Here is a 15,981-nt window from a genome sequence, read left to right on the forward strand (position 1 = left end):
ATGGGTGCCTGGCTTAGCAATATCTCGCTGAAATACAAATTCTGGGCGGTCAACGCGGTCGCTTTCGTCACCACCCTGTTGCTGGTGCTGTACGCCGTGCAACTGGAACAGCAGGCGCGCAGCCACGCAGCGCAGGCATCCGCCCAGGCCCAGGCACAATTGCTCAAGGCCTGGCCGGCCGGGCAGGCATTGCCCAAGGCTGATCAGATTCTGACCTTCAAACGCGGGGAAGCGCCGCGCCTCAACGATCAGCCGGTGCTGGAGATCAGTGACAACAACGGCTGGAACGAAATCAATCACCTGCCATTGTTCGGCAATAACCCGTTAATGGGCGCCGAAGTGTTCAGCCGTGCCGACGTCCAGCAGGTGGCAGTCATTGCCTATGGTCCAAGCCTGGCGCAAGTGTTCAGCGAACGTTTTGCCAACTACGCGGTGGCAGTGTTCATCCTGATGCTCGCGATGCTCGGCGCTTCGCAATTGCTGATCCGCTTCCTGCTCAGCCAACTCAACACATTGAAAGACGTGATGCTGCACGTGGAGAAAAGCGGTGACCTCTCGGCCCGTGTGCCGCTGGCGTGCAAGGACGAAGTCGGGCAGATGGCCAACGCGTTCAACGCGATGCAGGCCGGTTACCAACGGGTGGTCACCACCGTCGCCAACACCGCGCGGCAACTCGACGTCGGTGCCGCGCGTCTGGCGGCGAGCATGAACGAAGTGCGCCACGGCATGCTCGGTCAGCAAAGTGAAACCGATCAGGCCGCCACCGCAATCAACGAAATGACCGCCACGGTTTATCACATCGCCCAGCACGCCGGCGCCACCCGCGATCTGTCGCAGACCGCCGATGGTCTGGCCGGCAGCGGTCAGCAAGTGGTCAGTCGTGTACAGCAATCGATTGCCGGACTCTCCAGCGGCGTGCAGCAGACCGCCGAAATGATCCAGCGCCTGGCCGAAGACAGCCAGAAGATCAACGGCGTGGTCAGCGTGATTCACAGCATCGCCGAGCAAACCAACCTGCTGGCGCTGAACGCCGCCATCGAAGCAGCCCGTGCCGGCGAGATGGGCCGCGGTTTTGCGGTAGTCGCCGATGAGGTGCGCAACCTGGCGAAACGCGTGCAGACCTCCACCGATGAAATCACCACCATGGTCTCGGCGCTGCAGGCCGGCACCCGCGATGCGGTGGACTTCATGCAGGAGAGTTCGTACAAGGCCGACGACTGCGTGCAGCAGGCACAGGAGGCAGGCGAGGCGCTGGCGGAAATCACTGGCGCCGTGGCGCAGATGCGCGAGAGCAACACGCAGATTGCGGTGGCGGCCGAGCAGCAGAGCCAAGTGGCGGAAGAGATGAATCGGGCAGTGGTGAGCATTCGTGATGTGACCGAAAACACCGTGCAGCAGACCGTGGATTCGGCGACCACCAGTAATGAGTTGGCGACGTTGGCCGGGGAGCTCAACAAGGCAATCGGGCAGTTGAAACTCTGAAGATCAAAAGATCGCAGCCTTCGGCAGCTCCTACAGGTATACGCATTTCAATGTGGGAGCTGCCGAAGGCTGCGATCTTTTTTTGTTCACCATTACTATGATGCCAATAGCCAACCTTGATTCGCCGCCCCACCCGCCCCGGCCTATTCTTCAAGCATGTGTTCAACATGGATCGAGGAGTAGTCAACATGGGCAAACGTCACCCCAACCTTCCCGCGTGGCAATGGCGCGCGTACCCGAACAATCACCAGCACCCGACCAATCTGGTGTTGCACCTGATCGCCGTGCCGTTGTTCATCGTCGCATTTCTGTTGATCGTGTCCGGAGTGTTCAGCCTGAGCCTGGCCAGTGTCGCCATCGGCGTAATCGGGATTGTCGCGGCGCTGGGTTTGCAGCGCCATGGCCACAGCCTGGAGGCGCAAGCCTCCGAGCCGTTCAGTGATCGCAAAGATGCCGTGTCGCGCTTGCTGGTCGAGCAGTTCCTGACCTTTCCACGGTTTTTCCTCAGTGGCGGCTGGTGGCGCGCCTGGCGGGAGCGCCATCGTCGGCACTGAGTGACTCAGGCAAAAATCGTCACGGTCTGGCGACTCATGGCAATCAACTCCCCCTCCGCGCTCCACAGCTTGGCGGCCACATGGCCGTAACCGTCGGCAGCGTACTCGATATCCGCCAGGTATTTGCACCAGTCCAGGGTGCTCAAGTCGCGTAACGGCTGCACGAATTCAATGGTCCAGGTCAACGTACTGCCCGGTGCCGGTTTCTTCAGATACGGCAACAGTGCCGGAGGCCAGGCATCCACCAGCGCCAGCAGATGCGCCTCATTGACCGGTTCTTCCTTGACGTCGCCACGCAAGCGCACCCAACCGCCCATCTGCCGCGATTTATTGCCAGTGAACGGCATGCCGCCGACACTCCAGCGCATCGCCAAGTGACGCATGAACTCCGGGGTCACACCTTTGATATAGGGCAACTCCTGGCATTCGTCCCAGTGTTTCATTTCCACCGCCGGGTAGGCCTCGACCGCGACTTCCGAAGGCCGCGAAGCACCGAAGCTGCCCTGCACGATCGTCACCACCTGACCGTTCTGCATCGCACGCCCCAGCACCTGACTGACCGCTTTGCCTTCACGCAGCACATCGACTTCGAAACGCACCGGGACGTCCGGCTCAACCGGGCCGACAAAGGTGATTGCCAATGAACGCACCGGGCGCTCGGCCGGCACTTTCGCGCGCATGGTTTCGTATTGCAGCGCCGCGACCAGGCCGCCAAAACTGGCCCGGCCCTGACCCCACTCGGCGGGAATGGTCACTTCTGGCTGGCGACGAACCGCCTCGAGCAGATCGGAAAAGCGCATGACAACCTCGGCAAGCGAAAAAGGAATGCAGCGATCTTAACCAGCATGGCAGAGCGTCGCAGCGTCTATTCCGGTCAAATGGACTGACAGAAAGGCCTTACCCCGATTTTCCCGTTCAAACAAAACCCCCTGTAGGAGCTGCCGAAGGCTGCGATCTTTGTTTTTTAAAATCAAAAGATCGCAGCCTTCGGCAGCTCCTACAGGGGCCGGGTAATATCGAGGTTATTTGAAGCAGGCTGAACTGAGTTTTTCCAGAACGCGATCGGCCTTGGCTTCAGCCTTGATCAGGCCCGCCTGCCAGGTCGCGACGCAGGGNGCCGGGTAATATCGAGGTTATTTGAAGCAGGCTGAACTGAGTTTTTCCAGAACGCGATCGGCCTTGGCTTCAGCCTTGATCAGGCCCGCCTGCCAGGTCGCGACGCAGGGTTGCAGATCGCTTTCCTGCTCGGCCCGCGCCAGCCACTGCCAGCAATCGTGCCAGTCGCCCAGCGCACCCTGCGCCGACTTCAGCCGCTCCAGCGCCGGCTCAGGCAGGCGATCCAGTTCCGGATAGGCTTCGATGCCATACCGCACGCGCTTGATCAGCAAGCGCAGACGATGCCGGTCATGGGCCGGATCGTGCAGGGCCTCGTCGAGTTTTTTCCATTGTTTGTGCAGGCGTTTTTCGATGCGTTTGCCCAGCCCCTTGAGCAGACCCTGACGCTCGGAGGCACGCAAAAATCGCGGGAAAGCGTCGAGGATGATCAGCAGCGAAGCCACTTCGGCGCTGGCTGCCAACGCTGGATAGGCTTCGTCCATTTGCGCCATGCGCCGCTGCGCCGCTTGCGGTTGATCATGCTTGAGCAGGTACGCCGCCAGCACCTCGCGGTCGCGCCACGGCGTGGTCAACTGCCCCACCGCGGATGCCGCACCTTCCAGTTGCTCGACCCCGGGCAAACCGCGCAAAGGCCGAAGCAGGCTGCGCAAGCGCCGTACCGTAGTGCGCAAGTCATGCAGCGCCTCGGGGTCGGTACGCGCAGTCAAGCGCGCCTGACAGGCCAGCAAACGCACTTCCAGACTCAGGACATGAGCCACCAACCGGTCAACCAACGCAGACATCACTTGCTCCTGATTCACATGGCTTGAAGGATAAGTCTGCCGTCAGAAGGCAGGCGCATCCTTGCGTCAAGTCAGCAGCTTAGCGTCCGGCGCGGGATTCGCGAATATAGAAACGGGCTTTCTCGGCCTTTTTGCTGCAGCCTTCGAAGCCTTCGAATTGCTGTTGAGTCTTGGCCGCCGTCAGCAACGACAGCGCCTTGGAGTAACTGACCGTGCCAGCAAAACCTTCGGCCTTGGCCAGATCCAGTTCATGCCACGCCGCATCGAGCTGACTGCCACAGCTGTCACGATAAGCAGTCTTGCCAGCGCAACCGGCCAATGCCAGCGCAATCAACGGCACACAGATCCAGGCTTTCATCACTCACACCTCAAAATAGGTCAACAGTCGTGCAGGTAAGACGTTACGGCGCGGGAAAAGTGCCTTGGCGCCCCATGAATCTGCGGTGACCAAAGCATAGCGCCGAGTGGTCACGCCGTAGCGAAAAACGACGCGCCTGCGGCCCCGAACGACCCTGACGATTGTCGCCCGCCCCCGGATGGGTGCATTGTGAAGCCTTGTCGGGGAGGAAGCTTGATGAAAAAGCGTGTCGCACTGGTGCTGGGCTCCGGTGGCGCCCGGGGTTATGCCCATATCGGAGTCATCGAAGAGATCGAAAGACGCGGTTACGACATTGCCTGCATTGCCGGTTGTTCGATGGGGGCGGTGGTCGGAGGAATCTATGCGGCAGGCAAGCTCGATCAGTACCGCAACTGGATCGAAACCCTCGACTATCTGGACGTGCTGCGGCTGGTGGACGTGAGTTTTCGTCTCGGGGCCATTCGCGGCGAAAAGGTCTTCGGGCAGATCCGCAAGATCGTCGGCGAAATCAACATCGAAGACCTGCGCATCCCCTACACCGCAGTCGCCGCCGACCTCACCAACCAGCAGGAAATCTGGTTTCAGGAAGGCTGCCTGCATCAGGCGATGCGCGCCTCGGCGGCGATCCCCAGCCTGTTCACGCCGGTGATGCAGGGCAATCGGATGCTGGTGGACGGCGGCATTCTCAACCCGTTACCGATTGTGCCGGTGGTGTCCAGCCACTGCGACCTGATCATCGCGGTCAACCTCAACGCCACCAACCAGCGGCATTACAAATTGCCGGTAATTCAGCGCCCGCCAGCCTTTCGTTCGCGCTTTGACAGCCTGCTCAGTTCGCTGGGTTCGAAGATGCCGTTCCGCCGCAAACAGGCCGAGCAATTGCTGCTGCTTGAACAGGAAGCCCTGCGTGCGGAGGCGGCGGACATCAACCCGTGGCTGGAAGGCAGCGAACCGGAAAGTCAGCAACCGGCAGCGGCCCCCGAGCGCGAAGGCGCGCCGAAATCCGCCACCGGTTCGTTCATCATCGACAACGTCGGACCGGCGTCACTGCTGGACTTGATCAACCAGAGTTTCGAGGTGATGCAGACCTCGTTGGCGCAATACAAGATCGCCGGCTATCCGCCGGACATCCTGATCAACGTGCCGAAGCGCGTGTGCCGGTTTTTCGAATTCTACAAAGCGCCGGAACTGATCGCGCTGGGGCGGGAGATTGCGCGGGATACGCTGGATCGGTATGAGAGTGAGCAGGGCTGAAATCCCGGCTCGCTGTCAGGGCCTCATCGCTGGCAAGCCAGCTCCCACAGGGTTTTAAGGTGTTATTGAGATTTGTGTAGCACACCGGCCACTGTGGGAGCGGGCTTGCCCGCGAAGGCGTCAGCTCAGCCAACCCGAAACCTACAGACTGTTATCACTAATCAGCCGATACCCAACGCCAGCTTCAGTGACAATAAACCGCGGCCGGGTCGGATCATCCGCCAGCTTCTGGCGCAAATGCCCAACGACAATCCGCAGGTAATGACTGTCCTCGGTATGCGTCGGTCCCCAGATGTCCTTGAGCAATTGCTGCTGGGTGATCACCCGCCCCGGATGCCGTGCCAGCTGCGCCAGCACCGCGTATTCCTTGCGGGTCAGCGCCACTTCGGCGCCGTCGAGCAACACCCGCCGATAGGCCAGATCCACGGTCAACGGGCCGAACGTCAGCGCCGCCTGTTGCGCCTCGCCGGCCGGTGCCTGACGCAACAACGCGCGGACCCGGGCGAGAAACTCCTGAATGCCGAACGGTTTGGTCACGTAGTCGTTGGCGCCGCCATCCAGCGCCTGGACTTTCTGCCCTTCGCTGGCCCGTACCGAGAGCACCAGCACCGGCGCGGTGGCCCACTCGCGAAACTCGCGCAGTACCTGCTGGCCATCCATGTCCGGCAGGCCGAGGTCGAGCACCAGCAAGTCCGGCTTGTTCAGCGCCGCCTGTGCCAGGCCTTCGGCCCCCGTGCCGGCCTCGAGCACTTTGTAGCCTTGTGAGGCGAGGCTGATGCGCAGGAATTTGCGGATCTGCGGTTCATCATCGATGACCAAAATGGTCGCGGTCTGGCTCATGAATTCACATCAACACAAAAGATTGGCAAGAGAGTAGCGCAGTCGCGATCAGGCTTCATGGTCCATCCCCGGTTGCGCCTGCAACGGCAGGTGCAGGGTGATGCAAGTGCCGCGGCCGTCGATGCCGTCGGCGACGCTGATCCGCCCGCCATGCGCGCCGACCATGCCCTGACAGATCGCCAGCCCCAGACCGGTGCCCTGCCCGCCGCGATCGCCACGGGCGGCGGTGTAGAACATGTCGAAAATCTTCGCCCGCTCGTCCTCGGGAATTCCTGGGCCTTCGTCGCTGACCGAGAAGAAAATCTCCTCGTCATTGGCGCCGGCGCTCAGTTGCAAACGACCGTGTGGCGGCGAGAAGCGCGCAGCGTTTTCCAGCACATTGACCAGCGCCTGCTCGATCAGCGCCGCATGCACGAACAGCAGCGGCAACTCGGCCGGCACATCGGTGCTGACCTGCAACGGCGCGAGCACTGCACGCAGGCGATTGAGCGAGCTGCCGACGATGTCCGCCGGCGCCACCCAGTCGCGTGCCAGTTTCAACGCACCGTGACCCAGACGGGTCATGTCCAGCAGGTTCTGGATGTAGCGATCGAGGCGTTCGGCTTCATCGCGTGTGCCTTCGAGCAACTCGCGGCGATCCTCCAGTGGAATCGCTTCGCCGAGGGCCAGCAGGCTGTCGATGCTGCCGCGCATGGCGGTCAGCGGCGTGCGCAGATCGTGGGATACCGAGGCCAGCAGCGCACTGCGCAATTGCTCGGTTTCGCCGTGCAGGCGCGCGGCTTCCAGATCGTCCGCCAGTTGCGCCCGGGCCAGTGCCTGCGCCAGTGGCTGACTCAATGCGGTGAGCAGGCGTCGACGCTGCCCGCTCAAGGTCTGGCCCTCTTTGGCGCAGACCCCGAGCAGCGCCAGCGGCCCGTCTTCCACCGACAGCGGCCACCACCACCAGCGACCGAATGGCAGCGTGCCGGTGCCCATGCCCGCCGGTTGATCGTGCTGCCAGGCCCAGTCGGCGGCGGCACGTTCGGATTCGCTGAATTCCAGCGGCCCGCCGGTCTCGACTTTCCAGCCGCCCTGACCGTCGCGGTTGAGCAGGCACAATTGCAGATCACTCCAGCCATTGAGGTGCTGCGCGGCAGCGCTGATCACGGCCTGACGATCCGTCGCCGCCGTGAGTTTGCGCGACAGGTCGAGCAGCTCGGTGGTCTCTTCCTGCGTGTCGCGCAGCGCCTGCAACTGCCGTCGCTGACGCGCAGCGAGATTACCGGTGAGCGCCGCCATCAGCAGGAAGAACAGCAAGGTCAAAACGTCTTCTTCGCGCTGGATGGCGAAGGAAAAATTCGGCGGAATGAACAGAAAATCGTAGGTCAGAAACGACAGCGCCGCACACGCCAGCGCCGGCCCCAGACTGCTGCGCACCGCCACCAGCAGCACCGCCGCGAGAAACACCAGCGAGATGTTCGGCAGCGGCAAAATACTCGAGACCGCCCACGCCAGGGCACTGGCCAACAGCGTGGCAACCAGCGCCAACAGATAGTCGAACCAGACCAGCGTCGGCGTCGCCCGCAGACGCGGCTGCGGGTGTTCATGGTCGTTATCGAGGACGTTGATTTCCAGGCCGTGGGCCTGACGCAACAAACGCGCGGCGAGCCCACCACCGAACAGACGACGGCGCAGACTCGGCCGCGACTGGCCGACCAGCAGCAGACTCGCACGGCGTTCGGCGGCATGCTGGATCAGGGTTTTCGCCACTTCGCCGGCGCGCAACAACACCACCTCGCCGCCGAGGCGTTCGGCCAGTTGCTGGGCATTCTGCAGGCGCAGGCGCGATTGCTCGTCGCGCACCGTGCCGTTGTCGACATGCACCAGGCTCCACGGCAAATGCCGACGCTGGGCCACGCGGCTGGCGTGACGCACCAGGCGTTCGGCATGCGCGTCGCCATCAACGCCGACCAGCAAACGCCCGCGTACCGCCGGAGCCGCCTGACCGAGTTGGCGATAGCCTTGCGCAAGATCGTTATCAACCTGCGCGGCCGCCGTTTGCATCGCCAGTTCACGCAGCGCGGTCAGGTTGGTCTGGGTGAAAAACGCATCGATTGCTGCCCGCGCCTGTTCCGGCACGTAGACCTTGCCTTCGCGCAGACGCTCCAGCAGCTCGCGCGGTGGCAGGTCGATCAGCAGCAGTTCATAGGCTTCCTGCAGCACCCAGTCCGGCAGGGTTTCGCGCACCTGCACACCGGTGATGCCGCGCACCTGATCGTTGAGACTTTCCAGGTGCTGGACGTTGACCGTGGTGTAGACGTCGATGCCGGCGGCGAGCAGTTCCTGAATATCCTGCCAGCGCTTGGCGTGACGACTGCCCGGGGCGTTGGTGTGCGCCAGTTCGTCCACCAGTACCAGTTTCGGCTTAGCCGCAAGCAGACCGTCGAGGTCCATTTCTTCGAGCATCACGCCTCGGTATTCCGAGCGCACCAACGGCTGCTGCGGCAAACCGCCGAGCAGCGCTTCAGTCTCCGCGCGGCCGTGGGTTTCGACGACGCCAGCGATGACTTTCACGCCGTGGCGCAATTGCGTGTGTGCGGCCTGGAGCATGGCGTAGGTTTTGCCGACGCCGGGAGCGGCGCCGAGGAAAATCTTCAGCCGACCACGGCCGTCGCGGGGCAGGTCTGCTAACAGCGCGTCGGCGCGGCCGGAGTCGCTCATGCTTGATCTCTTCAGTCAGATGTTTATGCGTTGCCAGTTACGGCCTCTTCGCGAGCAAGCTCGCTCCCACAGGTTCAGTGTTGCTCTTGTGGGAGCGAGCTTGCTCGCGAATGGCCGCGCCGCCGGTTCAGAGTTTTTCCAGCGCCATGTTCAGCTCCAGCACATTCACCACCGGTGGCCCCACCAGCGGCTGTTCAATGTGCGCATCGAGCAGTTGCTGCAAGGTCGCCACCGGCAGGTTGCGCGCTTGCGCGACACGCGCCAGTTGATAGGCAATTGCCGCCGGTGGCAAGTGCGGATCGAGGCCGCTGCCGGAGGTGGTCAGCAGCGCCAAGGGCACTGGCCCCTGGCCGGGCACCTGCAACTTGGCGGCGTCGTCGATCACCCGCGTGGCCAGCGCCGGATTGCTTGGTGCGAGGTTGCTGGCACTGCTGGACACGGTCGCAAACGCGCCCGCCGAAGGACGCGGATGGAACCAGGCATCACCGACGAAATCCTGAGCGATCAGCGACGAGCCGCGCACTTTGCCGTCGGCATCGTGCACCAGGCTGCCGTTAGCCTGTTCAGGAAAGGCGACCTGGGCAACGCCGGTCACCACCAGTGGATAGGCCACACCGGTGACCAAGGTCATCAGCACCAGCAGGCTCAGGGCCGGACGTAACATTGTGGACATTGCAAAATCCTCGAATTCAGAAAGCGGATACCGCGTTAATTCAGGTGGACCGAGTCGATTTCATCGCCAGCAGGCTGGCTCCCACAGGGGACCGCATTGCAACTGTGGGGGCGAGCCTGCTCGCGAAGGGGTCACACCAGATGCAGCGCCGTCAGCAGCATGTCGATCGCCTTGATCCCCACGAACGGCACCAGAATCCCGCCCAGTCCGTAGATCAGCAGATTGCGTCGCAGCAATGCCGCGGCGCTCGCCGCCTGCACGCGTACGCCTCGCAATGCCAGTGGAATCAGCACCACGATGATCAGGGCGTTGAACACGATGGCCGAGAGGATCGCGCTCTGCGGACTGGTCAGGTGCATGATGTTCAGCACGCCCAGTTGCGGATAAATCGCGGCGAACAGCGCCGGCAGGATCGCGAAGTATTTGGCGACGTCGTTGGCGATGGAAAACGTCGTCAGCGCGCCACGGGTCACCAGCAACTCCTTGCCGATCTGTACCACGTCCAGCAGCTTGGTCGGGTCGCTGTCGAGGTCGACCATGTTCGCCGCTTCACGCGCGGCTTGCGTGCCGTCGTTCATCGCCATACCGACGTCAGCCTGGGCCAGCGCCGGGGCGTCGTTGGCGCCGTCGCCGCACATGGCGACCAGACGGCCGTCGTTCTGCTCATGGCGGATACGCGCCAGTTTCTTCTCCGGAGTAGCCTCGGCGAGCACGTCATCGACGCCCGCTTCCGCCGCGATGGCCGCAGCAGTCAACGGGTTGTCACCGGTGACCATCACGGTGCGAATCCCCAGTTTGCGCAGCTCGGCAAAACGCTCGCGAATGCCTGGCTTGACCACGTCCTTGAGGTGGATCGCACCCAGCAGTTTGCCGTCGGCGCAGACCAGCAACGGCGTACCGCCGCTCTGCGCGATCTTGTCGATTTCCCGCGACAGCGCCGGGGCCAGATCGGAGCGTTGTTGACCAAGGAAGGCCAGCAGCGAATCCACGGCGCCCTTGCGGTACACGCGGCCCTGATAGTCGACACCGGACAGGCGGGTTTCCGCGCTGAACGGTACGGCAGTCAAGGTATTCAGCGCTGGCTCGGATTGCGGGTGCAGACCGCGCAGGTATTCGACGATGGACTTGCCTTCGGCGGTTTCGTCCGCCAGCGAGGCGAACAACGCACCTTCGGCCAACTCGCGACCACTCACGCCCGGCGCGGCATACACCGCGCTGCAACGACGGTTGCCGAAGGTGATGGTGCCGGTCTTGTCCAGCAGCAGAACGTGCACGTCACCGGCCGCTTCCACGGCGCGCCCGGATTTGGCGATCACGTTCAGGCGTACCAGACGATCCATCCCGGCAATACCGATGGCCGACAACAGGCCGCCGATGGTGGTCGGAATCAGCGTGACCAGCAGCGCCACCAGAAACACCAGCGGCAGGTTGCCGTTGGCGAAATGGGCGAACGGTTGCAGGGTCACCACCACCAGCAGGAAGATCAGGGTCAGGCCGATCAGCAGGATATCCAGCGCGACTTCGTTCGGGGTTTTCTGGCGTTTGGCACCTTCGACCAGTGCGATCATGCGGTCGAGGGTCGACTCACCGGGGTTGGCGGTGATCTTCACCAGCAACCAGTCGGACACCAGGCGCGTGTTGCCGGTGACCGCCGAGCGATCGCCGCCGGACTCGCGAATCACTGGCGCCGACTCACCGGTGATCGCCGCTTCATTGACCGCCGCGATCCCTTCGATGACTTCGCCGTCACCGGGGATCATCTCCCCCGCTTCGACGCGCACCACATCACCTTTGCGCAGGTTGGCGGCAGGCACCACCTGAAAGCTGCCATTGGCCAGTTTGCGCCGCGCGCTGAGGCCTTCGCTGCCGGCCTTGAGGCTGTCGGCGCGGGCCTTGCCGCGCCCCTCGGCCAAGGCTTCGGCGAAGTTGGCGAACAGCACCGTGAACCACAGCCACAGAGCAATCTGCGCGGCGACGAAAGTCGGCACGACGTTGTCCGGGATGAAGCACAGTATGGTAGTGAAAATCGCCGTCAGTTCGACCACCAGCATCACCGGCGAACGCACCAGCTGGCGCGGGTCGAGCTTGACGAAAGCGTGCACCAGCGCCGGACGCCACAGGGCCGAGATCGCGGTTTTCGCTTGTTCCGGCGCCTTGACGGCGGCGGGTTTGATTGCGGGCATATTCATCATTGACTCCTTAGAAGCCCATGCTCAGATGTTCGGCGATTGGGCCCAATGCGAGGGTCGGCAAGAACGTCAGGCCACCCACCAGCAAAATGGTCACGGTCAGCAGCGTCACAAACAGTGGCCCGTGAGTCGGGAAGCTGTTCTGGCCAATCGGTGCGGTTTTCTTCATCGCCAGGCTGCCGGCCAGAGCCAGTACCGGCAGGATGTAGCCGAAGCGACCGATCAACATGCCCAGACCGAGCATCAGGTTGTGGAACGGCGTGTTGGCGCTCAGGCCACCGAACGCCGAACCGTTGTTCGCGCTGGCCGAGGTGTAGGCGTACAGCAACTGGCTGAAACCGTGCGGGCCGGGGTTGCTGATGGTCGCCGCCGGGCCAGGCAGAGTGGCGGCAATCGCACCGAGCACCAGCACGCCGATCGGCATCACCAGCAAGGTCACCACCAGCAATTGCACTTCCCGCGCCTGCAGTTTCTTGCCGAGGTATTCCGGGGTGCGGCCGATCATCAGGCCGGCGAGGAACACCGCGATCAGCACGTTGAGCAACATGCCGTAGAGCCCGGCACCGACGCCGCCGAAGATCACTTCGCCGACCATCATGTTGACCAGCGCGACCATGCCGCTGAGCGGGTTGAGGCTGTCGTGCATGCCGTTGACCGAACCGTTCGACGCCGCAGTCGTGGTCACCGACCACAGCACGGTGGCGGTGGTGCCGAAGCGCGCTTCCTTGCCTTCCAGCGGCGCGGTCTGTTCGACCGCGACATTGTTCAGCGCCGGGTTAGGCTGATATTCGGCCCACAGCGACGTCGCGCCGCCAATCAGGAACAATGCGAGCATGCAGGCGATGATCGCGCGGCTCTGACGCAGGTCTTTCACGTAATGACCGAAGGTGAACACCAGCGCCACCGGAATCAGGATGATTGAAGCGACTTCGAACAGGTTGCTCCACGCGGTCGGGTTCTCGAACGGATGCGCCGAGTTCACACCGAAGAAGCCACCGCCGTTGGTGCCCAGTTGCTTGATCGCAATCTGGCTGGCGGCCGGGCCGAGCGGGATCACTTGATCGACGCCCTGCATCGTCACCGCGTTCACATATTGCGCGAAAGTCTGCGGTACGCCCTGCCATACCAGGTACAGCGCCAGCAGCAGGCACAGCGGCAGCAGGCCGTAGAGCGTGGCGCGAGTCATGTCGACCCAGAAGTTGCCCAGAGTCTTGGCCGATTTGCGCCCGATGCCACGGCACAACGCAACCAGCACCGCCAGACCGGTGGCAGCGCTGACGAAGTTCTGCACGGTAAGGCCGACCATCTGGCTCAGGTAGCTGAGGGTCGCTTCACCGCTGTAGGACTGCCAGTTGGTGTTGGTCATGAAGCTGACCGCGGTGTTGAACGCCTGGGTCCATTCCTGGCCCGGCAGGTTTTGCGGGTTCAGCGGCAAGTGATCCTGAAACAACAGGATCGCAAACAGCAGCAGAAAACCGGCGAGGTTGAACGCCAGCAAGGCCAGCGTGTACTTCTGCCAGCTCTGCTCAGCCTGCGGATCAACCCCGGCAATCCGATAGCAACCGCGCTCGACCGGGCCGAGAATCGGTGTCAGCCAGGTGCGCTGACCTTCCATCACCTTGTAGTAAAAGCGCCCGAGGAACGGCGCCGGCAGCAAGACCACCGCAAAAAACGCGAGGATCAGCCAATAGTCATAACTGTGCATAGCCGCTCCTAGTTCCGATCCGCGCGCAACAGCGCAACCAACAGATAAATGAACAGCCCGGCTGCCAGCAGCAGGGACACCCCGTCCAGAACGCTCATGGAAGATCTCCGTGTTACGGCGTATTGCCGCGTGTGGAGGCATTGTCGGAAAGGAGGCTGTAAAGGAACGAGAGCGAGGGGTGCGGCGAGGCATAAAGAAAGCGTAAAGAGTGGGTTTATGCTGGCTTTACAGCGGGGTTTTGCAGCGGGGTTTTGCAGCGTCAGATCGGGCCTCATCGCGGGCAAGCCCGGCTCCCACAGTTTTTTGCGTGGTCCGCAGAGTTTGATTCCAACGCCAAACCTGTGGGAGCGGGCTTGCCCGCGAAGACGGCAGCACTAACGACGTCGCACCCAACTGGCGCACGAAAATGTGCCCATCCGGTAATGAACATCTTGGATAACGACAGCTTTCAGCCTATTGCGACCTGATTCACATGACTGGCACGCCCACTGCACACGCCCTCCCCCGAGCTTTCCAAACCGTTCAGGGAGCATGCGCATGAACACACAACTCAAACCCACGCTGGGCACTTTGCACCTGTGGGGCATCGCCGTCGGGCTGGTGATTTCCGGCGAGTACTTCGGCTGGAGTTACGGCTGGGGCGTCGCCGGCACACTGGGTTTTCTGGTGACCTCGTTCATGGTCGCCACGATGTACACCTGCTTCATCTTCAGCTTCACCGAACTGACCACCGCGATTCCTCATGCGGGCGGGCCGTTCGCCTATAGCCGCCGAGCCTTCGGTGAAAAAGGCGGACTGATTGCCGGACTGGCCACGCTGATCGAATTCGTCTTCGCCCCTCCGGCCATCGCCCTGGCGATTGGCGCCTATCTGAATGTGCAGTTTCCGGCGCTCGACCCGAAACACGCAGCAGTCGGCGCGTACATCGTGTTCATGACCCTGAACATCCTCGGGGTGAAACTGGCGGCAACGTTCGAACTGATCGTCTGCGTGCTGGCAGTGATCGAATTGCTGGTGTTCATGGGCGTGGTCGCACCGGCCTTCAGCTTCAGCAGCTTTGCCCTGAACGGCTGGGCCGGCTCCGATGTGTTCGGTGCGCCGGCGATTGCCGGGATGTTCGCCGCCATTCCATTTGCAATCTGGTTCTTCCTCGCCATCGAAGGCGCGGCGATGGCCGCCGAAGAGGCCAAGGATCCCAAGCGCACGATTCCCAAGGCCTACATCAGCGGGATCCTGACTCTGGTTTTGCTGGCGATGGGCGTGATGTTCTTCGCTGGCGGTGTCGGTGACTGGCGCACCCTGGCGAACATCAATGACCCGCTGCCACAGGCGATGAAAACCGTGGTCGGCGACAATTCCGGCTGGTTGCACATGCTGGTGTGGATCGGTTTGTTCGGTCTGGTGGCGAGTTTCCACGGGATCATCCTCGGCTACTCGCGGCAGTTCTTCGCCCTCGCCCGCGCCGGTTACCTGCCGGCGTCGCTGGCGAAACTCTCGCGTTTCCAGACCCCGCACCGCGCAATCATCGCCGGCGGCATCATAGGTATCGCTGCGATCTACAGCGACGGCCTGATCAACCTCGGCGGCATGACCCTTACCGCGGCGATGATCACCATGGCCGTGTTCGGCGCGATCGTGATGTACATCATGAGCATGCTCAGCCTGTTCAAACTGCGTAAATCCGAACCCAATCTCGAGCGGACTTTCCGTGCGCCGTGCTATCCGTTGATCCCGCTGATCGCGCTGGTGCTGGCGGTGGTGTGCCTGATCGCCATGGCTTGGTTCAATGCGCTGATCGGGCTGATTTTCCTTGGCTTCATGGCAGTCGGTTTCGGCTACTTCATGCTTACCGGTCAGTTGCGCGCTGACGCTCCGGCCGACGCCATGCTGACGGGACGATAACCCATCATGTAGGAGCTGCCGAAGGCCGCGATCTTTTGATCTTGTTTTTGAAAAGGCAAAGTCAAAAAATCGCAGCCTGCGGCAGCTCCTACAGGGAATTAAGGTGCGGCTTGGATATCGGGCCTAGAATGGAACCACTGCGAAGTCATTTCGCTCATAAGTGGTATGCAGCGTTGCTGGCGAACCCTCGCCCGCCAAGCTGCCATTAAGGAGAGCCGTTATGCCCTGGTATGCCTGGTTGATTCTGGTCGTTGCAATCGGCTCGATCGTTGGCGGATTGATGATGTTGCGCGACACCGCCAACAAGGTTGAACTGACCGATGAGGAACGCAAGCGCGTTGCGCAGCGCAACGCCGAAGCGGACATCAAGGACGCGCAGGATCGCTGAACGAAAAACCCCGTCGGATCAGGCGGGGTTTGTTTTTT

At 62.2% G+C, this 15,981-nt stretch carries 14 protein-coding genes and 1 pseudogene; 5 read left to right on the forward strand and 10 right to left on the reverse strand.

The window, feature by feature from the left end:
• Positions 1-1,482: a methyl-accepting chemotaxis protein gene (locus HXW87_RS22940; RefSeq protein WP_239777829.1), complete on the forward strand. Its 1,482-nt coding sequence runs from the start codon at positions 1-3 to the stop codon at positions 1,480-1,482.
• A 188-nt stretch (positions 1,483-1,670) separates the two neighbouring features.
• Complete coding sequence (locus HXW87_RS22945; RefSeq protein ID WP_047295495.1) at positions 1,671-2,036, forward strand: Mpo1-like protein; 366 nt, start codon at positions 1,671-1,673, stop codon at positions 2,034-2,036.
• Between the two features lie 5 nt (positions 2,037-2,041).
• Here the strand turns inward: HXW87_RS22945 and HXW87_RS22950 are convergent, their stop codons facing one another.
• The 4 genes and pseudogenes from HXW87_RS22950 to HXW87_RS22965 all read right to left on the reverse strand — a co-directional run bounded on the left by HXW87_RS22950 (position 2,042) and on the right by HXW87_RS22965 (position 4,292).
• Positions 2,042-2,836, reverse strand: a complete 795-nt coding sequence (locus HXW87_RS22950) for an acyl-CoA thioesterase domain-containing protein (RefSeq protein ID WP_041069476.1) — start codon at positions 2,834-2,836, stop codon at positions 2,042-2,044.
• A gap of 222 nt (positions 2,837-3,058) precedes the next feature.
• Positions 3,059-3,151: pseudogene (locus tag HXW87_RS22955) on the reverse strand (metal-chelation protein CHAD); the annotation flags it as partial.
• An 18-nt stretch (positions 3,152-3,169) separates the two neighbouring features.
• Positions 3,170-3,934 (reverse strand): CHAD domain-containing protein, encoded by a 765-nt coding sequence (locus HXW87_RS22960; protein WP_095668647.1) that lies wholly within the window; start codon positions 3,932-3,934, stop codon positions 3,170-3,172.
• Between the two features lie 79 nt (positions 3,935-4,013).
• Positions 4,014-4,292 (reverse strand): hypothetical protein, encoded by a 279-nt coding sequence (locus HXW87_RS22965; RefSeq protein ID WP_041069470.1) that lies wholly within the window; start codon positions 4,290-4,292, stop codon positions 4,014-4,016.
• A 216-nt stretch (positions 4,293-4,508) separates the two neighbouring features.
• On the opposite strand from HXW87_RS22965, the gene HXW87_RS22970 reads away from it, so the two are divergent.
• Entirely contained in the window at positions 4,509-5,546 is a 1,038-nt protein-coding gene (locus HXW87_RS22970; protein ID WP_047295500.1) for a patatin-like phospholipase family protein, read from the forward strand.
• Between the two features lie 141 nt (positions 5,547-5,687).
• On the opposite strand, the gene HXW87_RS22975 is transcribed toward HXW87_RS22970, so the two are convergent.
• The 6 genes from HXW87_RS22975 to kdpF all read right to left on the reverse strand — a co-directional run bounded on the left by HXW87_RS22975 (position 5,688) and on the right by kdpF (position 13,751).
• Positions 5,688-6,386 (reverse strand): response regulator, encoded by a 699-nt coding sequence (locus HXW87_RS22975; RefSeq protein WP_121186527.1) that lies wholly within the window; start codon positions 6,384-6,386, stop codon positions 5,688-5,690.
• A gap of 48 nt (positions 6,387-6,434) precedes the next feature.
• Positions 6,435-9,086, reverse strand: coding sequence for a sensor histidine kinase KdpD (locus HXW87_RS22980; protein ID WP_239777830.1), 2,652 nt, complete (start codon positions 9,084-9,086; stop codon positions 6,435-6,437).
• A 127-nt stretch (positions 9,087-9,213) separates the two neighbouring features.
• Positions 9,214-9,759, reverse strand: a complete 546-nt coding sequence (kdpC, locus tag HXW87_RS22985) for a potassium-transporting ATPase subunit KdpC (protein ID WP_239777831.1) — start codon at positions 9,757-9,759, stop codon at positions 9,214-9,216.
• A 131-nt stretch (positions 9,760-9,890) separates the two neighbouring features.
• Positions 9,891-11,948: a potassium-transporting ATPase subunit KdpB gene (gene kdpB / locus HXW87_RS22990; protein ID WP_239777832.1), complete on the reverse strand. Its 2,058-nt coding sequence runs from the start codon at positions 11,946-11,948 to the stop codon at positions 9,891-9,893.
• A gap of 10 nt (positions 11,949-11,958) precedes the next feature.
• Positions 11,959-13,653 (reverse strand): potassium-transporting ATPase subunit KdpA, encoded by a 1,695-nt coding sequence (gene kdpA / locus HXW87_RS22995; RefSeq protein ID WP_047295509.1) that lies wholly within the window; start codon positions 13,651-13,653, stop codon positions 11,959-11,961.
• An 8-nt stretch (positions 13,654-13,661) separates the two neighbouring features.
• Positions 13,662-13,751: a K(+)-transporting ATPase subunit F gene (kdpF, locus tag HXW87_RS23000; RefSeq protein ID WP_007963673.1), complete on the reverse strand. Its 90-nt coding sequence runs from the start codon at positions 13,749-13,751 to the stop codon at positions 13,662-13,664.
• 439 nt (positions 13,752-14,190) lie between these two features.
• Between kdpF and eat the strand changes: the two genes are divergently transcribed.
• Together eat and HXW87_RS23010 are read left to right on the forward strand one after the other, a co-directional pair.
• Positions 14,191-15,555, forward strand: coding sequence for an ethanolamine permease (gene eat, locus HXW87_RS23005; RefSeq protein WP_095668643.1), 1,365 nt, complete (start codon positions 14,191-14,193; stop codon positions 15,553-15,555).
• Between the two features lie 220 nt (positions 15,556-15,775).
• Complete coding sequence (locus HXW87_RS23010; protein WP_003226857.1) at positions 15,776-15,943, forward strand: DUF2897 family protein; 168 nt, start codon at positions 15,776-15,778, stop codon at positions 15,941-15,943.
• The last annotated feature ends 38 nt before the right edge of the window (positions 15,944-15,981 follow it).

This window comes from Pseudomonas sp. Y5-11 (genome assembly GCF_022368695.1).
Lineage (GTDB): Bacteria > Pseudomonadota > Gammaproteobacteria > Pseudomonadales > Pseudomonadaceae > Aquipseudomonas > Aquipseudomonas parakoreensis.